Origin of the sequence: Mesorhizobium carmichaelinearum (assembly GCF_900199455.1) — a bacterium.
Lineage (GTDB): Bacteria > Pseudomonadota > Alphaproteobacteria > Rhizobiales > Rhizobiaceae > Mesorhizobium > Mesorhizobium carmichaelinearum.
On the sequence record NZ_FZQR01000005.1, the window covers coordinates 1 to 18240 of the forward strand.

Genomic DNA, 18240 nt, shown 5'->3' on the forward strand with positions numbered 1-18240 from the left:
ACCGACTTCATCCCCACACCATCAGCTCGCCACGACGAGCTGATGGTCGCAAATCAAAGCATCAGGGGGGTCAAAATTGGACGCCGATTCCCCAGCTTATGGGGTCAATTTTGCACGCCGATTCACAGCATCCTCGTTTCTCGTGCTTTTCTCAAGTTCCGTGATCCGGCGGACTTTCTTGGCGATAGTCGTGAACGTGATTGCCCTATTCGGATCCTATAGTATGACGGGTTGGATGCCGACCTTCTTCGTCAAGCAAGGAATGAGCGTCACTCACTCGCTCGGCTTTAACGCCGCAATGATGGCTGGGTTTCCCATCGGAACGCTGGTTTGCGTTTTTATCTCCGATCGCCTGGGCCGTCGCTGGGGGATCGTCGTCTTTGGCGTAATCTGCGCCGCCTTGGGGGCCATTTATCCGTTCTTGTCATCGTCGTCGGCAATTGTCATCTGTGGCTTTCTCCTTACCGCTGGCGTGGCGGCCTTCCTGACCCTGGCCTTGGGAGGAACACCTGAGCTCTTCCCAACTGAGTATCGTTTCCGTGGCGCCGGTTTGGCTCAGATGGTGGGTCGTGCTGGGTTGATTGTCTCCCCGTTCATTATTCTCACCTTATTTGATAAGTTCGGGATTGGCGGTGTGGTGGGTGCCCTGTCGGGGCTATACCTATTGGTGGGTCTTCTTTTTGCTGTCGCGGGGATCGAGACCAACCAGCGATCTCTCGAGGCTTTGGAGCCCGAGGCGACGCTAGAGGCGGCCTCACGAGGGATGGCTCATCCCGGACGCCGAGCTTCGCCCTCAAGCTCGCGGATAATATGACTCAAGGCCGATTGCGGCACACCGACTTTGGAGGCGGCTCGCGTGAAACCGCGCTCCCGCGCGACCGCTACAATTCAATAGCCCGCACTGTTCCTATGTTCTACCCATGGTGATCAAGGAGCCGCGCCGGATTTCCGAAGATCCTCAGCAAGACGGAGAAACCAAGCAGGCCGACCGATCAGGAAAGTCGTGCTGAACATCTGTGCCGGCCTGAGGAAGGCCCATCGATCGGAGACTCAAATGGTACGACCTAAGACGTCCCTGGCTAAGACACTCCTTGCATCGGCGGCAGTGGCAGTCGCCTTTTTCGCCAATGCTGCGGCCCATGCAGAGAGTATCAATGCCGGCGGGCGTGTTGCGACATCCTCGCAGCCCTTCCGCACGCAGAGCGTCGCCGAGTTCGATACGCCGTGGGCGATCGCCTTTCTCCCAGATGGCAGGATGCTCATTACCGAGAAGCCAGGTCACATCTTGCTTGTGACCCAGAGCGGCCAGAAGACGCCGGTGGCCAATGTGCCCGACGTGCTTGCCTCTGGTCAGAACGGCCTTCTCGACATTGCCGTCGCACCAGATTTCGAGACGAGTTCGCACATCTACTTCACTTATGTCGAACCAGGTGACGGCGGCCGCCTTGTGCTGTCGAGGGCGACGCTGTCCGCATCAGCAAGCGGCGCGACCCTGATGGATCGCACCGCGATCTGGCGGCAGACGCCAGCCGGTGGTGGTGGCCAACCCGGTGGCATCATTGCCTTCGATCCGGCGGGAAACCATTTGTTCCTGACGGTTGGGGACAGGATGCAGCCTACCAGCGCGCAGGACCCTGACCAGGCGCGCAGCAAGCTGTTGCGGCTGAACCTCGACGGCTCCACCCCGACAGACAACCCGCGTGCGACTGAGGGCGGCGTTCGGGCGCAAACCTGGACGATCAGCCACCGCAACCCTTATGGCCTCGCCTTCGCGCCGGACGGCCGGCTCTGGCTCGACGAGATGGGCCCGCGCGGTGGCGACGAATTCAACCTGATCGAGCCGGATCTCAACTATGGCTGGCCCGTCGTTTCCAACGGCGACAATTACAGTGGCACGTCGATTCCGCGTCACGCCACACGGCCGGAATTGCGGCGCCGGCCGTCTATTGGACGCCGGTGATCGCGCCGGCCGGACTCGCCTTTTACGAAGGCGCCCTGTTCCCGCAGTGGCGCGGATCGGCGCTGATAGGCGGCCTGCGCGTCCAGTCCCTGGTGCGCGTTGGGTTTCACGCTGGTGGACAGCCCGATGAGGTCGAACGCTGGGATATGGGCGCGCGTATCCGTGACGTTGCGGTAGCGCCTGACGGAGCGGTCTGGGTAATCGAGGACAGTTCGCACGGAGGTCTGGTTCGGCTGACGCCTGCGAGGTGACTTCCAGAGCTGGCCCACGGACGTGCATGGAAATTGTTGTCGAGCCGCCGGGTCACTCAATAGGCTGCGGTGAAGCGACGCCGGATGAACTGGCCCCTGTCGAGTTCGTCGAGAATGGCCACCGCCAAATCCGCCTCCGAAATCCAGCTCTCGCCATTGGCATCGCGAAGCAACTGGTCTTCGCCCAGCCGGAACTGGCCCGTGCGATCGCCGGCCTTGATGGTGAGCGGCGGCGACACATAGGTCCAGTCCAGGTCGTATTCGCCGCGCTTCAGGCCGCGCAGGATTTCGCGATTGCGCAGCGTGTGGGCCTTGTAGTCACCCGGATAGAAATCGCTGTCCACCACGTCGACGCCGGGGCTGGCCTCGAGGCTTCCCACGCCGCCCACGAGAATGATGCGCTTGACGCCCGCGCGTTGCACCCCCTCGAACAGCGCTTCATGCGCCCTGCGGATCAGTTCGGCGGCCTCCTCAGCCGAATAGTTGCGCAGTCCGGGGCTATAGGCGCTGATCACCGCGTCATGGCCGCTGGCGATCCGGGCCACATCGTCCGCATTGGAAATGTCGGCCGTATGGGCGGTCAGATTCGGCTCGGCATCAAGCTTTGTGGCGCGGGTCACCGCCGTGACCCGGTGGCCGCGCGACAGTGCCTCCTTGCGGATATTGCTGCCGATGTTTCCGGAGGCGCCGAAGACGACGATGGACATGGATGCTTCCCTTTCGATCAATGACTTATTCGGCCGCGACGGTCGTGAGCGCCGAGCCGGCGGCGACATTGCGCGCATTGCACTGAGCGAGCACCGGACCGCCTCGTGGCCATGCTCGCGCATCAGAAGCACAAATTTGCTTTTTCCGGTGACTGACGAGCCCCATTTGACGCAATTCTTAGTTTGGATTCATATGAATTTCCGCGGAAACGGCTATCCAGGTGAGGGCAAAATTCAACGTCGTTACCGTCGTACGAAGGCAAGAACACTGTCGTCCAGTTTTCTGTGTTGTCGCCTGCATCATCGGTGACCAAGCCTGCGCGATGCGGCGATCATCGCCACTGGGGCTTCTTCATATTCATGCCTGTTCCAGTCAGCCGTCGGCCCTGTAACACTGGGATCCGAATAGCTGTATTTCATCCACGAGGGCCCGGCTGGGTCCTTCGATTGTCGAGCCTTCCCGAAAGAAGATCGCGATGCTGCGCGAGAATTCGGGCATTGTGATGGGTAGGACGGTCAGTCTTCCGTCGGCGATTTCAGTCTGCACCGCGTGCCTTGGAAGCAGACCCAAGTGATCGCTGCAACTCATGAGCGTCTTCATCAGGGCAATGGAAACGCATATTGTGACGCCGCCGACCAGGCTGATGCCAGCGGATTCAAAAATATTCTCGAACCTCACGTCGAACGGCCCCGAGGGCAGAGATGCCCAAGGGTAATTCACCAGCGATGACGGAGTCAGTTCGCGCTCGGTGAACAGCGGGTGGCCGGGGCGCGCGACGACGCATAGCCGGTCGCGGAAGAGAACCCGCTGGCGCAGCCCGCCGGAGAACTGGTGGCGTTCCGTGAACCCGAGGACGAAGTCGTGTTCGCGGCAAAGCAGCCCATTCATCAGGTCGAACTGCGTCGCGTCGGCGACGTGAAGTTCGGTGTCGGGAAACCCAGAACGCCACCGGGCAATCGCGGAGGGCACGACATTGCTCGTCAGGCTCATGAGACACCCCAGCCGGATCGGGGATTTTTCGTGGACGACCTCGCTGTGCAGGTTGCGGTCCGCCAGAAATAGTTCGTCGCGGATTCTGCGGGCATGCGAATACAGCAAATCGCCCTGCGGCGTGGTGGCTACACCCTGCGAGCCCCGTTCCATAATCTTTACCCCCAGCATGGCTTCCAGCCGGTTCATGGAGATGGAAAGGGCGGGCTGTTTGACACCAAGGATCTTCGCTGCCTTGGTGAAGCTTCCTTGGTCGATCACCGTCGCGTAATAAATCAGCTTCTTGGGATCGATGTCGCGCGTACGCAGCCGCACGTCATCGCTCAGCTCAGCAGCGTCTGTTGCGTAGCGACGGCCGTGCGACATCCGGTGAGGTTCTGTCATGGCGCGCGCCGCAGGCGATCTCGTTCGAAGGCGCTAAGGCCCCGACGCTTTTTGACACGCATTTACTTACCAGCCTCGATCAATCCGTCAGTCTACATAGGCAAGGCCAACGCGGTCAATCAACAGGGGAAACCAACACCCCGAAGCGCCGTTCCGCCTGGGGCAGCGGCGCGCCAGGTAACGACTTTAGACGCGCTTCGCGCAAACCCCGATCAAGCATCAGATTGCAAGTTGTATTCCTCGCTCAAGCTGGTTGCTGGCCTGCGCCCAAGGCGCCCTGGTCAGCGCCTGTATTCTTGGTCCGTAACGTGTTCCATCCAGTCAACTTGCTTTCCGTCGACCGCCTCCTGGATGGCGATATGGGTCATGGCTATGCTCGGACTAGCACCATGCCAGTGTTTTTCACCCGGTTCGAACCAAACCGTATCACCAGGACGAATTTGTTCGATCGGCCCTCCTTCACGCTGTACCAGCCCAAGGCCGGCCGTCACGATGAGAGCCTGCCCAGCAGGATGGGTGTGCCACGCGGTCCGCGCTCCTGGCTCGAACGTCACAGCATTGCCAGCCGCACTGCCAGGAGCAGTCGAACTATAGAGCGGGTCGATACGCACCGTGCCAGTGAACCAGTCACTAGGACCTTTTACAGACGCCTGTGTACCTGCGTTTCTTATGATCATCTTTAGTCCGTCGATTTTTGAAGTGGCACTGGTGCGTAAACACCGGCGCCACTTTCAGGTTTATGCGGTCAGGTGTTGTTCGAAGAAGGACTGCAGTTTGTCGAACGGGATCACGTCCACCTTATCGTACAGATCGGTGTGGCTGGCGCCCGGTATGATCACGAGCTCTTTCGGCTCCGCCGCAGCCGCATACGCAGTCTCGCTGAAGTAGCGCGAGTGGGCTTTCTCGCCATGGATCAACAGAACGGGGCGCGGCGAGATTTCCGCGATGTAGGTCAGGATAGGCATGTTCATGAACGACAGCGGCGTGGTCTGAGCCCACGAGTTGCCTGAGTTGACTGCGCGCTTGTGATATCCACGCGGCGTCATGTAATAGTCGTGATAGTCAACAAGGAACTGCGCTTCACCCCCTTTCAGCACGTTGGAGGGCGGACCGTACGCGGTGGTTCCTTTTTCCGCATCCTGCCAACGCTGCTGGCTCAGTTGCTCAAGCGTTTGTGTGCGTTGTTCGAGGGTCACGCTGTCGTTGTAGCCCCGGGACATGAGCCGGGTCATGTCATACATGGTGCTGGCCACGACGGCCTTCACGCGCTTGTCGACCGCGACGGCATTCAATGCCATGCCGCCCCAACCGCAAACGCCGATGATGCCAATCCGTTCGCGGTCCACAGACGGGCTCAGCCCGAGGAAGTCCACCACTGCACTGAAGTCCTCAGTGTTGATATCCGGAGAGGCAATGTTGCGGGGCTCGCCGCCACTTTCGCCGGTATAGGACGGATCGAAGGCGAGCGTAACAAAGCCGCGTTCGGCCATGGTCTGAGCGTAAAGTCCCGACGACTGTTCTTTAACCGCCCCGAATGGACCGCCAACGGCAATGGCGGCTAGGCGCTCGCCCGAACGGCCCTTCGGCGAATAGAGGTCGCCCGCTAGCGTAATGCCGTACCGGTTCGTGAAGGAGACCTTCTGATGATCGACGGTCTCGCTTTTTGGGAAAACTTTGTCCCAAACTCCACTCGACTGGGCGAAAGCCGGCGTATCGGCCAAGGAGCCGAGGCTCATTGCTGCAATGCCGACGCCGGTCATCTTCAGAAGATTGCGCCGATTTCCATCGACGACGCTCTGATTGTCCACGGTGTGGCCATTTCCGAGTTGTGTTTGCATAAGAGGCTCCTTTTCTAGTCGATGACGCAGGGGTGGGCGTTCACGACATAGGTAGGTCTCTCCGTGCCTTTGATTAGGCGTTGGAATTAGGATGGACTTATCCAAGTGTGATATAAATCCAACGACCAAGCACTGGGGAGGTCCTACCATAAGCTGGGCGGTCGGCGAGGAGCGATGCATACCGGGGAGTCTTCTTTCGCCGCGGACCTCGGCATTTCCGGGTGACAGGACAGGCGATTCGGTCTCCGGCGCTTTTGCCGTGCTTACGAGCCGTTTGTCGCCGGCGCCCCCCGCAGGATTGACAGGCGCTCGGTCACTAGCGGCTTTTCGGCCGTCCTGATTGTTTCCGGGGCACGATCGTACCCCGGGGTCATCTTCCTTTATGAGCGTTACAGATCGAGGGTCAGGACATCGGTCATCGAGCGCGAGCAGCAGATCATCATCACTTTGTTCTCGGCGCGCTTGCGCCGCGTCAGCACTCGATCGCGGTGGTCCGCAACTCCAGCGACGATCCTGGTGACGCATTCACCACACGTACCCTCCATGCACGAGAACGGCGCATCGACGCCAGCGGCAAGGACCGCCTGCAGAATGGTTTGTTCCGCCCCGACGTCGAGAGTAAGATCCGACCTGCGCAAATATACTTGGAACTGCCTGCCGGCGCTCGACTGCTCGTTGGCGAAATATTCCACATGCACGGTGCTCGGGGCTCGCTCCCGACATTGCAACTCAAACGCAGCCAGCATCGGAGCAGGTCCGCAGCAGTAGAGATGCGCATCCTGGTCTGTTCGCGCGACGACCTCGGCCATGTCGAGCACTCCGCGCATTTCGTCGTCGTAGTGAAATCGCACGCGGTCGCCATAGGTCGACAATTCGTCTCTGAAGGCGGCATGGGTGCGGCTTCGACTCGCATAAGCAAGCGTCCAGGGAGCCTTCTTCCCCTCAAGCGTGCGGATCATGGAGAGCATAGGTGTGATCCCAATTCCGCCAGCAACGAGGACCGTCGCCGCCGCATTGGCCGCCAGCGGAAAGTTGTTTCGGGGCAGGCTTACCGCCACCTGGCTGCCAACCCGCCAGTTGTCGTGGATAAAGATAGACCCGCCGCGCCCCTTGTCATCTCGCGCAACGGCTATCGCATACTGCAGGCGGTCGTCCGGATTGTTGCAGAGCGAATAGCTGCGAACCAGGCCATTGTCCAAATGACAATCGATGTGGGCTCCAGCGGTGAAGAAGGGGAGTTCGCCGCCACTGGCGTCCCCTAAAGTGTAGGATCGGACGCCGAGCGCTTCCTCTTTAACACGCTCGATGGTCAGCAGCAGGACAGCCGGACTCATGATGTCACCCGACCTGATGACCGTCGGGTTGGCGAGCCGATGCCTGCTGCCCGATCTTGGGGGCAGGCCATTGCGGAGCCCCCGCGGCGGCGCCGAGCCTGTCCCAATTGTCGATCACCAATTGCTCGACTTCGGGGTCGACCATCCATTTGTTGTCGCCGACCAGATTGGCCATCTTTTCGCAATTGACGACGAAGTTCGGATCGATCGATCCCAGCGCCATTGCTCGTTCGTAGTAAGCGAGAGCAGCCTGGGACGGCGGCTGGATGCCAATGACCCCTTCGATGGCAGAGTCGCTCTGTGTCGACATCGCCCAGGCGAAATTTCCCGAGGCGACGATCTTCTCCTGAACCAGCTTTGAAAACCCGGCGAGATCTTGTCCTAGCGCTAGCCAAGCCCCCAGCTCGGTACCAAGCTCCTTGGCCTCGAGTGCCGCGCAAGACATGCCTTGAGCATAGACTGGATTGAAAGCCGCGACGGCGTCGCCGACGACGACGAAGTTGTCAGGCATTCCCACCAATCTGTCATAGCGCCGCCACCTGTTGCCTGTCGACCGCGAGAAGGTGATTGGGCTCACCGGGAGCGATGACTTGATGAAGTCGGCGATAACAGGTGAGATGAGGGATTCAGCAAAGGCCAGGAAACCCGCCTCGTCACGGGGCGGAAAATCCCCCGAGTTACCGACGAGCGTGACCATGCATCTGTTCGCTTCAAGGGGAGACAGGATGCCACCGCGGGTCCTTTGCGCGTCGGAGCGGCGCAACTGCGGCCACATGATCGTGTTCAGCCAGTCATGCGGCCACTTGTCGGGATGCTTGAAAAATCGGCTGGCATATGCCCATTTCGCGTCGACGACTTGCTCCTCGACCTTCCCGAACTCCAAGTTCTCAAGCCACTCGGGCGTGTTTGAGCTTCGGCCCGATGCGTCAACAATGAGATCTGCAGATATCTCCCTGACCTGATCGCTCTCACTGTCGGCCAGACTGGCGCCGACGATTTTGCGACCATCCGCGAGCAGTTCGTCGACCTGCACTCCTTGCTCGAGTGACACATTGGGAATGGCAAGGACGCGCCGGCGCACGTAAAGTTCGAGCGTCGCCCGCGACACGAGAAGCATCCGCAACTCCGATGGAAAGCGCGGCTGCCACCCATAGGAAACCAGCCTCCTGCGGTCATTGACGTGATCGATCACGCGCGCGCCGGTTGCGACAACCTCTCCGAGAATGCCCGGAAAGAACTCCTCGAACAATTGCTGGCCCCGCGTCAGCAACGCGTGCGAATGGGAGGCTTGAGGCACCCCGGCCCTTGGCACGGGAGCGTCAACGAACTGATCCCGCTCGAGGATCGTGACATGGTTACAGTGGTCCGATAGGACGCGGGCCGTGAGCAGACCGGCCATCCCGCCGCCAATGATGACGGCTGTGCTTAGCCTTTCAGGCATTTTCGTCCTCTTTGATTGTGAGTTCAAAGCGTTGCGCCAAGGGGTGTCAGCGTCGCTTCATTGGGTCGAGCATCAGGCGGTAACCGCGCCCGCCCTGACGGTCACTGAATCCTCAAAGCCGTATCGCTACCGATTTGACTCGCGTGTAGCGCTCGCTGGCTTCGTATCCCATTTCCTGGCCCCGTGACCGCACAGTCGAGTGGCTTCATGCGCGATCAGGGCCTGCTCTCGACGGCGTCCCGCGCTGCGGCCGCTGCGGCGTCGACATCGTCCTTGTCGCTTTCCGGAACCTTGTTTGACGGGCTGCCCGGTCGCTGGACGGACGCCGTCGAAACGCTTGCCGGAACGGCCTTCTACCGCATCACGACCGATCTGCATCTGATGCTTGCTCGACAAGAAGCTTGCAGCGGAAGCGCCTAGACGATTGTCCGGCAACTTTAAGTCCATGAACATCTCCTCCAATGCGCATGAACCTATGGCGGACCACTCTGCGTGTTCAACGCTTGTGAGGGTGACGAGCGTCCTCCTCCATTAACGAAAGTAATACCCCGAGTTGCTCCCGCACGGATTTGCCTACCGGAAATTGGGCGGCCTCGTGCATAAACCAAGCAACGCGGGGAGGAATTGGTGATGCCATTTGCGCCGACAAGGTGGTCAACCCAGACCATGCGGGCCGCCCAGATTTCTGGTCAACGGTCACACGTCACGGTGGCCGACATGCCCATCCCGGAGATTGATGAGGAAGACGCGCTCGTCCGCATCGAGAAATCCGGTATCTGCCGTTCGGATTGGCATTTGTGGAATGGCGACTGGAGCTGGTTTGGCGTCGCGCTGCCTGAACGCCACGTCCTGGGCCATGAGATTGGGGGCATCGTCGAAGCTGTCGGCAACCGGTGCAAGACCGCGAAGGTGGGGCAGCGCGTGACCGTGCCGTTTCATCTGTCGTGCGGCCACTGCGCCTCGTGCAAGCATGGCCGCCAAAATCTGTGTGAGGATGGCGCCAACAGCAACCTGTATGCTGGCACAGGCGGTTGGGCAGAATACATGCGCGTCCCCAATGCGGACCTCAACTGCGTCAGCCTGCCCGACAACGTCGATCTGTTGACAGCCGCAGCTCTCGGCTGCCGCTACATGACCGCCTGGCATGGCGTCCACGATCAAGTCGCTGTCAAGGGCGGCGATTACGCGACCGTCGTTGGATGTGGCGGCGTCGGACTGGCCGCCATCGAGATCGCCACATGCCTCGGGGCGGACGTCATCGCGGTGGACATCGACGAGGGCAAATTGGAGTGGGCCCGAAGGATTGGCGCACGCGCGACGATCAACTCCAAAGGCCTGAGCCCCGAAGAGGTAGCTGCCAAAGTCGCCAGGTTGACGCCGCTGGGACGCGGCAGCGACATCTCGGTGGACGCCCTTGGACTTGAACAGACTGCGACCGCCGCCATCCTGTCGCTGAACCGGGGCGGTCGCCACGCCCAGATCGGCCTCACCTCACAGGCCGAGAAGGGCTACGCTCGACTGCCGCTCGACGTGATTGTTATCAAGGAGCTGCAAATCCGCGGATCGGTCGGCAATCCTCAATGGGCCTATGAGGGCCTGCTGAGAATGGTGTCGCAAGGACGCCTGCACCCCGAGAGGCTCGTGAGCCGCACGGTCGGCCTCAGCCAGGTGGAGACAGTCTTGCACCAAATGGACGAGTTCCAAACCTCGGGTTACGTGGTGATCGACAACATGGCCGGATGAAGCGGTGAGGTTTTGGCCAGCTCTCCATCGCCGGTGTCGAGCACTTGTCCGCCAACCCTACCTGACCAGACTGCATACCTTCCATCGTCAATTGCCGACAAAATATCACCCATCAATCTGCCTCACTAAAGGAGTCTCTTCATGCTAAAACCCGACGCTACGCTTTCAGGAACCTTCGCGATTGGCGGCGACATGGTTGTCCACCGGCTCGGCTTCGGTGCCATGCGCATCACGGGCGGCGGCAGCGGTATCTGGGGTCCGCCTGAGGATCTCGAGGAGGCGCGCCGAACCCTGCGCCGGATCCCCGAGCTTGGCATCGACTTTATCGACACCGCCGATTCCTATGGGCCATTCGTCTCGGAGGAGTTGATCGCCGAAACGCTGCATCCCTACGGCAAAGTTAAGGTCGCGACCAAAGGTGGACTCGTTCGCTCCGGGCCGGGACCTTCGGGTTGGGGCAGGGTTGGCAACGCCCAGTATCTGCACCAGGCGGCGATGCTCAGCTTGCGGCATCTCAAAGTCGAGCGGATCGATTTGTGGCTATACCACCGGATCGACCCCAAGACGCCGCGCGAAGAGTCCTTTGAGGCAATCGCCGCGATCCGCGAGCGGGGTTTCATCCGCCATGCGGGGCTCAGCAACGTCTCGGTCGACGACATCAAGGCAGCCCAGAAATACTTCCCCGTCACGACCGTGCAGAACCAGTACTCGTTGTTCAACGATACGAGCGAAGACGTCCTCCAATACTGCGAGGCCGAAGGCATCGGCTTTGTTCCTTGGGGACCGCTCGATGTCAGCAAGGCATCCAACTCGGTCCTTGACCAGTTGGCGGCGAAGTACGGCGCAACGCGCAACCAACTCGTCCTTGCCTGGTTGCTCAAGCGTTCGCCGGTGATGCTTCCGATCCCGGGAACAAGCAAGGTCGCCCATCTCGAGGAAAACACCGCGGCTGCCTCGATCACTCTCAGCGACGAGGATTTCACGGCGCTGAGCTCCTTGCACTGACTGAGGATTAGGTCGTTAACGATGCATTGAGTCCATACGTATTTGCTCGCATGGTTGGGAAGGACCACCGCGCTCGGCCGCAAGGCGCTCGCGATAACCGGCTCGGTGACACGTCGGAAGCCGATCTCGCCGCCGCTGTCGAACATATCGAAAGGAACTTGGCGCGCTTACGGTTGCCGTCAACAATGCTGGCTTGGCGGCGCGCATGCGGCCGAGACCTTGCCGCTGGCAACGTGGGAAGAGCTCTACAGCATCAACGTTGGCGGTGTGTTCCTGTCCTGCCAGGCCGAGGCTCGCGTGATGCTGCCGCGCCGCAAAGGATCGATTATCAACGTGGCCTCCTCCAGACGCACTACAACTCGTCTAAGGCTGCGGTCATTCACATGACGAAGAGCGTGGCAATGGAGTGGTCGGACCGCGGACTGCAGCTCAACGTGCTCAGCCCCGGCTATACATTAACTCTGATGAACCGGAGACCCGAAGTGGCCGAGCAAGTGAAGAACTTCGAGCGCGATACGCCGATGGGTCGCCTCGCGATGCCCGAGGAGATGGTGGGTCCGGCAGTTTTCCTGGCCAGCCGCGCCGCATCCTTCGTTACGGGGGTCGACCTCATCGTCGATGGCGGTTTCGTCTGCTGGTAGCAGAAGCGAAGCAGGTACTTGGCATTTTCGGAAATTGCCCCACCGGGTATCTTTACACGCGGCTCCATGCTTCCGAAGAATACGCTGAATATCTCGTTGCTGCGCCTTCGCCGAGCGACCCCGACGGTAGCTTGCAGCGCCAACCGCTTCCCTGCTTGCCAAACTCAACTCCCTGATAGATGCGATAGGGAATTTGAGATCTAAATGACTGGAATCATTGCCAAATATCGGTGGATTTTTGGCCTGTTTCGCTCTTTCTTGCTAGATTTCCCTGTTTTGGGTGGGCTATCAGGGAAACGCAGCAAGAGACGGGTTCGCTCCAGACTGCCACCACCACCATTATCGTTATTTATCAATGGTTTACGTGGCTGGTTCGCCACGAGGTTCGCCAAGCAGCGGTTTGCGCGTTACCAGCCGTACGACTCGGTCCATGCCCTGCACAGCCTATTGGGGTCACGAGCGGCTCTACCTGCCTGACGAGGTTGGTGGAGTACGCCGCAGAATGCGTGAGATGGCCATGGACGCGGCCAAGCGCGGACTCAGGCAGCCGCCTGCCGCGGAATGTCCGTGGCTATTCGGCGAGCTGACGGGCGTTCGGAATAGGCGCGTGCCGATGAGATCGAGCACGTCAAGGTGCTACGCCGCCTGATTTAAGAGGTCGCTTCGACTCGATTGCGGCATCTGCCGTTCTCTGCACACTCGCCCAAGCCTGTGATCAGCCGAAAAGCCGCAGCGATGTTCCGGTCAGCTGACAAGGCTCCACTGCAGCACATGATTACTTGATCCGGCCGGATCAACGCTATTGTTCCGAAATCACGAGATCTGACGAAGATATCGCCAAGAGCGGACCACCTATGGTCGGCGTGTCCCTCGCGTTTTCCATCCCAAGTGATCTCGTAACACTTTGCTCCAATGCGCTCCAGCATCGAACGCGTGTTCGGGCCAACATGAGCAGCAGGGTTGACACCGAAGCCGACCAGCGCGAAGCCTGGACCCAGGACGTCGTCGCTACGCCGACGCCCGTGCACGGGGTGTGTCAGCCAGACCTGCGGCAGCAGCGCACCTGGACGAAGTGTTCCGCGCCGCGCCCCCTGCAGAAACAGACCGTGCTTGAACAGGTTGGGTGGACGGATGCCCTGATCCTCCAACAGGCCGCGCAGGCGTGGCACCATTCGCATCAGGCGCATCGCGCCATGGTTGACGAAAGCCGCAGCGCGATTGCGTGGCATGATCAGCTTGCCGATCAGGCGGGCCACATTGATCATTGCCTTGGCGTGGGGCTGTCGTTCGACGTTGTAGCTATCCAGGATAGCGGCATCAGCATGCCCTTTGACGACCATGGCAAGCTTCCAGCTGAGATTGGCGGCGTCGCGCAGCCCCGACACCAGGCCCTGTCCGACAAACGGCGGCGTGATGTGAGCGGCATCGCCGGCCAGAAACACCCGACCCTTCCGGAATGAGCCAGCGCAGCGCGCATGGAAGCGGTAGACAGCACGGCGCTCAATCTCCATGGCCGCCAGTCCGCCCCACGGGGTCAGCAGCCTGTCGATCTCGGAATCGCTTTCCATCTTCTGGCGGGTCTCGCCTTTCGCCAACATGAACTCCCAGCGCTCGCGCCCATCCGGCGCCACCATGTGCGGTGTCGGCCGCGCGGGATCGCAGAGGAATTCGACATGGTCGATGGGATCGCGGACATTTTTGGCGTCGATGATTAGCCAATCCTCGAAGAAGCTCTTTCCCCGAAACTCCTGATCGATGAGTCCGCGCACGACCGAACTGGCGCCATCCGCGCCGATGACGAATTTTGCCTGAATCAGCACTGGCTCGCGTCGATCTGAAGTCAATCGCACGGTAACGCACTCGGCGTCCTGCGTGAGGTCGACCAGCTCGACACCGAGCGCCAAGCGCGCAAATCCATCCTGACCTTCCAGCTTGCGGCGCAGCGCAGCTTCCAGGCTCGGCTGGTGGAAGGTGATCTGCAAAGGGTGGGTGTCGACTTCCCTTGCGGTATTGACGCGGGCGAACTCGCCGAAGATCGGCGAGCGCATTCGAACATAGGGGATCACCGTCTGCCCAAAATCACTATCGGTCAGCCCCACCGATTGCAGGATCCGCAAGGCGTCGCTGTCGAAGGCGATGGCGCGAGGCGCGGCATAGATTTGCTCGGCCTTGTCGACGACGAGCGTGTGCACACCGCGCATGGCGAGCATGTTGGCGAGCGTTGCCCCGACCGGCCCGCAGCCAACGATCAGCACGTCCGTGGACAGAGGCAACGTCCGGTTCATCTCGTTTCTCCCTTCGCCACCCGGGCGCCCGTTTTGGACAGTGTTGACATTATTTGAACAGTGGTGTTCAATTATGTCAAGAGTTGTGCAGGAGATGAATGTGCCAGAGAGCACCTCAGCCCAAACAAGGATTATCGAAGCGGCGAAGCGGCTATTTGCCGAGCGCGGCACCGCAGAGGTAAGCGTCAGCGAACTGTCGCAAGCCGCCGGCGTGGCGCGTGGAACGATCTACAACAATTTTCCTGCACCTGAGAATCTGTTCCACGAAATCGTCGCGCGGCTGGCCCAGGATATGCACGAGCGTATTGCGATGGCGGGTGAGACGCCACGCGATCCGGCGCGGTGCCTGGCCAACGGGCTACGTTACTTCGTGCGCCAGGCACATGAGGAGCCCATCTGGGGCCGCTTTGTCCTGCGATTTGCCTTCTCCAACAGCGCGTTGCAGGGAATGTGGAATGGCCAGCCCGCCATCGACCTGCTGGCAGGCCAAGCCAGCGGCCGTTATCGCTTCGACATCACACAGGCGCCGAGCATGCTGGCGATGATCGCCGGGTGCGGGCTTTCGGCCATGTTCATGGTGCTGGAAGGCCATCGGACCTGGCGCGACGCCGGATCGGACGCCGCCGAATTCGCCTTGCGCGCACTCGGCATTGCCGAGGACGAGGCGCGTACAATCGCCAATACGGAGCTGCCGCCGCTGTCGAAGTAACAAAGCGTCGCACCCCACCGGGAGGAACACAATGCTGATCTCTGCACCAGGCGCTCTCCAGCGCCCTGTTACCGCTTTGCCTGATATCGAGGCGTTCGAGCGACTGCCGCTTGGCGAACGCGACCTGCCGTCGAGCACTTATGAGATGCTGCGCCAGGGTGCGGCGATAGCCCCCGATGCGCCAGCGCTCTCTTTCTTCCTTTTCAGCGGCGATTTTCGCCGGCCTCACCAATGGACCCACCGCGCGCTGTTCGCAGAAATCACGCGCGCGGCAAACGTCTTTCGCAGGCTCGGAATCGAGCGCGGTGACGTCATCGCCTTCGTCCTGCCGAACCTGCCCGAGACGCATTTTGTCATCTGGGGTGGCGAGGCCGCCGGCATCGCCTTCGCCATAAACCCCTTGCTGGAGACGCCGCAGATCGCCGAACTGCTGCGAGCCGGCAAGGCGAAATGGCTGGTCACGCTGGCGCCGACGCCCGGCGTCGACATCTGGGAGAAGGTGACGAAGGCCGCAGCGCAGGTTCCGGGCCTGCAAGGCATCCTCACCGTAAGCGTGGCACCCTATGTCCATGGCGCCGCCGGTGTCGCGTTCCAGGCTCTGAGCCACTTCCAGAAACCGAAGGCCAACGATTTGCGGGTGACCATCCTCGACCTGCGCAAGGAGCTGTCGAAGGAACGCGGTGAGCAACTGAACTTCGAGGAGCCTCGCTCCGGGGACATCTCTTCCTATTTCTGCACCGGCGGCACGACCGGCCTGCCGAAGATCGCGGCGCGTACGCACGCGTCGGAAGTCTTCGACACCTGGGCAACGCAGGCCTTCGTCGGCGATATGTTCGGGCCGGGCAAGGCCATCTTCTGCGGCCTGCCGCTGTTCCACGTCAACGGCCAGCTCGTCACCGGCCTGGCACCCTGGTCGCAAGCTGCCCATGTGGTGCTCGGAACGCCGCAAGGCTATCGCGGCGACGGCCTGATCAAGTCCTTCTGGAATATCGTCGAGCATTACCGCATTGCTGCCTTCTCCGGCGTGCCGACAGTCTATGCGGCGCTGCTGCAGGTTCCCACGACAGGACGCGACATCTCCAGTGTCGAATATGGCTTGTGCGGCGCTGCGCCCATGCCTGTTGAACTGTTCCGCAATTTCGAGAGTGCCACCGGCATTCGCATTCTCGAAGCCTATGGCCTGACCGAAGGTGCCTGCGTTTCCAGTGTCAATCCGCCCGCTGTCGAGGCCCGCATCGGCTCCATCGGCTTGCGCCTTCCTTATCAAAAGATGGCTGTGATGGTCTTGGACGATTCCGGCGCCGTCGAGCGTTTCGCCGCCATCGATGAAGTCGGCGTTCTGGCGATCAACGGTCCGAATGTCTTTGCCGGGTATGTCAATGCCGACCACGACAAGGGCATCTGGATCGAACTCGGCGGCGAGCGCTGGCTAAACACCGGCGACCTCGCGCGGCAGGATGCAGATGGCTATTTCTGGCTGACCGGCCGCAGGAAGGAATTGATTATCCGCGGTGGCCACAACATCGATCCGAAGTCGATCGAAGATGCACTGCAAAGCCATCCGGCCGTCGCACTCGCAGCCGCGGTGGGGCGCCCCGACCCGCACGTCGGCGAAGTGCCGGTTGTCTATGTCAAACTGCGCCAGGACGCCGCTGCCACCGAAACCGACCTGCTTGCGCATGCGTCGGCAAACATTTCCGAGCGCGCGGCCCGTCCCAAGGCCGTGAAGGTGCTTGCTGCATTGCCCCTGACGCCGGTCGGCAAAATATTCAAGCCGGCACTGTCCATGCTTGAAATCGCCGATGTGGTGCGTGGCGAGGCCGCCGGAGCCGGGCTCGAGATCAAGGCAGTCGACGTCGTGCAGGACGCCAGCCGTGGCCTGCTGGCGAAGATCGCCGTCGCCGGCGACGCGGACAGACTGCGGCAGCTGCTGGGTCACTACACGTTCCAGTTCGACATCGACTGACGCGCCAAAGCGCAGAAGGAAAAAATGCCATGCCGACCAATCTCGCCCGCTACGAAGCCGCTGGACGAACGCATTGGGGCGTCGTCAAGGGCGACGTTCTCTCGCCGCTCGACAAGCCGTACGAAACCACGGCCGCGCTGATCGACGGCGGCAGAGAGGACTGGCAGGCAGCAGCTGCACAGCCCGCCAGTGTCGCGCTCGCGGACGTGCAACTGCTCTCGCCGGTCACCGCACCGGCACGGCTGATCTGCCAGGGTGCGAACTATCGCCAGCATATGATCGAGTCCGGCATGAATCCCGATGCCAAGACGTTCAACATGTTCTTTGAGAAATCGGATTGTTCGCTCAACGAGCCGAATGGGCGGGTCATCAAGCCGGGTCATGTCGAACTGCTCGACTACGAGATCGAACTGGCTCTCGTCTTTGGCAAGGCAATCACGGCGCCGGTGGCGGTGACCGCGCAAAACATCGCCGACTACGTGTTCGCGATCGCCATCGCCAACGACGTGTCGGCGCGCGATATCCAGCTGCCGCAGACGCAGTTCTTCAAGGGCAAGAGCTATCGCGGCTTCTGCCCGATGGGGCCGTATCTGACCGTGCTCGACCGCGACGAGTTTCGCTATCTCGACCAACTCGATCTGACGCTGTCGGTGAACGGCTCGGTGCGCCAGCAGGACAACACGAAGAACCTCGTGTTCAAGCCGGCTGAGACAATCAGCGAATTGTCCACTTTCTCCGACATCGCGCCGGGCGACGTGCTGTTGACGGGTACGCCTTCGGGCTGCGCGCTGCGCGTTCCCCCACCTTTGCTGCGCAAATTCCTGCAACTGATCCTGCCGGAACGGAAGCTTTGGGAGGCGTTTCGCAAAGGGCAGGCCAGGCGGCCGCAATATCTCAAACCCCGCGACGTGGTGAGCGCGCATATCGCCAGCAAGGACGGCGTCGTCGACCTCGGCGAGCAGCGCGTCACCATCGCAGCGTGAGG

General features: G+C 60.9%; 15 protein-coding genes and 4 pseudogenes. 11 read left to right on the top strand and 8 right to left on the bottom strand.

Annotated features, from left to right (window positions below):
* Both CKW40_RS44410 and CKW40_RS13030 read left to right on the top strand, forming a co-directional pair.
* Positions 1-222, top strand: a 222-nt coding sequence (locus CKW40_RS44410) for a hypothetical protein (RefSeq protein ID WP_210200197.1), incomplete at its 5' end; no start/stop codon positions are given.
* Positions 197-682, top strand: a pseudogene (locus CKW40_RS13030) (MFS transporter); the annotation flags it as partial. The gene CKW40_RS44410 and the pseudogene CKW40_RS13030, both read left to right, overlap by 26 nt.
* A 91-nt stretch (positions 683-773) precedes the next feature.
* Here the strand turns inward: CKW40_RS13030 and CKW40_RS13035 are convergent.
* Positions 774-888 (bottom strand): annotated as a pseudogene (locus tag CKW40_RS13035) (helix-turn-helix domain-containing protein); the annotation flags it as partial.
* Between the two features lie 367 nt (positions 889-1255).
* Between CKW40_RS13035 and CKW40_RS13040 the strand changes: the two are divergent.
* A pseudogene (locus tag CKW40_RS13040) lies at positions 1256-2211 on the top strand (PQQ-dependent sugar dehydrogenase).
* Positions 2212-2267: 56 nt separating this feature from the next.
* On the opposite strand, the gene CKW40_RS13045 reads toward CKW40_RS13040, so the two are convergent.
* Complete coding sequence (locus tag CKW40_RS13045) at positions 2268-2918, bottom strand: NAD(P)-dependent oxidoreductase (RefSeq protein WP_095200332.1); 651 nt, start codon at positions 2916-2918, stop codon at positions 2268-2270.
* On the opposite strand from CKW40_RS13045, the gene CKW40_RS42875 reads away from it, so the two are divergent.
* Positions 2911-3228, top strand: a complete 318-nt coding sequence (locus CKW40_RS42875) for a hypothetical protein (RefSeq protein ID WP_143748281.1) — start codon at positions 2911-2913, stop codon at positions 3226-3228. The genes CKW40_RS13045 and CKW40_RS42875 overlap by 8 nt on opposite strands.
* A 63-nt stretch (positions 3229-3291) precedes the next feature.
* Here CKW40_RS42875 and CKW40_RS13050 read toward each other — a convergent pair whose 3' ends face one another.
* The 5 genes from CKW40_RS13050 to CKW40_RS13070 form a co-directional block, all read right to left on the bottom strand.
* Positions 3292-4293: a LysR family transcriptional regulator gene (locus CKW40_RS13050; protein ID WP_095200333.1), complete on the bottom strand. Its 1002-nt coding sequence runs from the start codon at positions 4291-4293 to the stop codon at positions 3292-3294.
* 281 nt (positions 4294-4574) lie between these two features.
* Positions 4575-4970: a (R)-mandelonitrile lyase gene (locus CKW40_RS13055; protein WP_095200334.1), complete on the bottom strand. Its 396-nt coding sequence runs from the start codon at positions 4968-4970 to the stop codon at positions 4575-4577.
* A 60-nt stretch (positions 4971-5030) separates the two neighbouring features.
* Positions 5031-6131 carry an alpha/beta hydrolase gene (locus CKW40_RS13060; RefSeq protein WP_095200335.1) on the bottom strand — a complete coding sequence of 367 codons (1101 nt, stop codon included), beginning with the start codon at positions 6129-6131 and terminating at the stop codon, positions 5031-5033.
* A 389-nt stretch (positions 6132-6520) separates the two neighbouring features.
* Entirely contained in the window at positions 6521-7465 is a 945-nt protein-coding gene (locus CKW40_RS13065) for a PDR/VanB family oxidoreductase (RefSeq protein ID WP_095200336.1), read from the bottom strand.
* A gap of 4 nt (positions 7466-7469) precedes the next feature.
* A complete protein-coding gene (locus CKW40_RS13070) occupies positions 7470-8906 on the bottom strand; it encodes an FAD-dependent oxidoreductase (RefSeq protein WP_095200337.1) in 1437 nt (478 codons plus the stop codon).
* A 207-nt stretch (positions 8907-9113) separates the two neighbouring features.
* On the opposite strand from CKW40_RS13070, the gene CKW40_RS13075 reads away from it, so the two are divergent.
* From CKW40_RS13075 to CKW40_RS13090, 4 genes and pseudogenes are all read left to right on the top strand, one after another.
* A complete protein-coding gene (locus tag CKW40_RS13075; RefSeq protein ID WP_095200338.1) occupies positions 9114-9326 on the top strand; it encodes a hypothetical protein in 213 nt (70 codons plus the stop codon).
* Between the two features lie 210 nt (positions 9327-9536).
* Complete coding sequence (locus CKW40_RS13080) at positions 9537-10649, top strand: alcohol dehydrogenase catalytic domain-containing protein (protein ID WP_198421145.1); 1113 nt, start codon at positions 9537-9539, stop codon at positions 10647-10649.
* Positions 10650-10790: 141 nt separating this feature from the next.
* A complete protein-coding gene (locus CKW40_RS13085; protein ID WP_095200340.1) occupies positions 10791-11654 on the top strand; it encodes an aldo/keto reductase in 864 nt (287 codons plus the stop codon).
* A 60-nt stretch (positions 11655-11714) separates the two neighbouring features.
* A pseudogene (locus CKW40_RS13090) lies at positions 11715-12295 on the top strand (SDR family oxidoreductase); the annotation flags it as partial.
* A gap of 650 nt (positions 12296-12945) precedes the next feature.
* On the opposite strand, the gene CKW40_RS13095 reads toward CKW40_RS13090, so the two are convergent.
* Complete coding sequence (locus CKW40_RS13095; protein ID WP_095200341.1) at positions 12946-14580, bottom strand: bifunctional 3-(3-hydroxy-phenyl)propionate/3-hydroxycinnamic acid hydroxylase; 1635 nt, start codon at positions 14578-14580, stop codon at positions 12946-12948.
* A gap of 100 nt (positions 14581-14680) precedes the next feature.
* On the opposite strand from CKW40_RS13095, the gene CKW40_RS13100 reads away from it, so the two are divergent.
* From CKW40_RS13100 to CKW40_RS13110, 3 genes are read left to right on the top strand one after another with little or no spacing between them, the layout of a single operon-like run.
* Positions 14681-15289, top strand: a complete 609-nt coding sequence (locus tag CKW40_RS13100) for a TetR/AcrR family transcriptional regulator (protein WP_210200199.1) — start codon at positions 14681-14683, stop codon at positions 15287-15289.
* A gap of 31 nt (positions 15290-15320) precedes the next feature.
* Positions 15321-17255 (top strand): acyl-CoA synthetase, encoded by a 1935-nt coding sequence (locus tag CKW40_RS13105; RefSeq protein ID WP_095200342.1) that lies wholly within the window; start codon positions 15321-15323, stop codon positions 17253-17255.
* Between the two features lie 29 nt (positions 17256-17284).
* On the top strand, positions 17285-18238 hold the full coding sequence (locus CKW40_RS13110; RefSeq protein WP_095200343.1) for a fumarylacetoacetate hydrolase family protein: 954 nt from the start codon (positions 17285-17287) through the stop codon (positions 18236-18238).
* Positions 18239-18240: the final 2 nt, after the last annotated feature.

What these genes read in the sequence shown, in the direction of transcription:
- CKW40_RS13080 (WP_198421145.1), top strand. Translation starts at nt 9,537, where the DNA reads ATGCCATTTGCGCCGACAAGGTGGTCAACCCAGACCATGCGGGCCGCC.
- CKW40_RS13075 (WP_095200338.1), top strand. Translation starts at nt 9,114, where the DNA reads ATGCGCGATCAGGGCCTGCTCTCGACGGCGTCCCGCGCTGCGGCCGCT.
- CKW40_RS13045 (WP_095200332.1), bottom strand. Translation starts at nt 2,918, where the DNA reads ATGTCCATCGTCGTCTTCGGCGCCTCCGGAAACATCGGCAGCAATATC.
- CKW40_RS13110 (WP_095200343.1), top strand. Translation starts at nt 17,285, where the DNA reads ATGCCGACCAATCTCGCCCGCTACGAAGCCGCTGGACGAACGCATTGG.
- CKW40_RS13065 (WP_095200336.1), bottom strand. Translation starts at nt 7,465, where the DNA reads ATGAGTCCGGCTGTCCTGCTGCTGACCATCGAGCGTGTTAAAGAGGAA.
- CKW40_RS13085 (WP_095200340.1), top strand. Translation starts at nt 10,791, where the DNA reads ATGCTAAAACCCGACGCTACGCTTTCAGGAACCTTCGCGATTGGCGGC.
- CKW40_RS13055 (WP_095200334.1), bottom strand. Translation starts at nt 4,970, where the DNA reads ATGATCATAAGAAACGCAGGTACACAGGCGTCTGTAAAAGGTCCTAGT.
- CKW40_RS13105 (WP_095200342.1), top strand. Translation starts at nt 15,321, where the DNA reads ATGCTGATCTCTGCACCAGGCGCTCTCCAGCGCCCTGTTACCGCTTTG.
- CKW40_RS13095 (WP_095200341.1), bottom strand. Translation starts at nt 14,580, where the DNA reads ATGAACCGGACGTTGCCTCTGTCCACGGACGTGCTGATCGTTGGCTGC.
- CKW40_RS42875 (WP_143748281.1), top strand. Translation starts at nt 2,911, where the DNA reads ATGGACATGGATGCTTCCCTTTCGATCAATGACTTATTCGGCCGCGAC.
- CKW40_RS13050 (WP_095200333.1), bottom strand. Translation starts at nt 4,293, where the DNA reads ATGACAGAACCTCACCGGATGTCGCACGGCCGTCGCTACGCAACAGAC.
- CKW40_RS13070 (WP_095200337.1), bottom strand. Translation starts at nt 8,906, where the DNA reads ATGCCTGAAAGGCTAAGCACAGCCGTCATCATTGGCGGCGGGATGGCC.
- CKW40_RS13060 (WP_095200335.1), bottom strand. Translation starts at nt 6,131, where the DNA reads ATGCAAACACAACTCGGAAATGGCCACACCGTGGACAATCAGAGCGTC.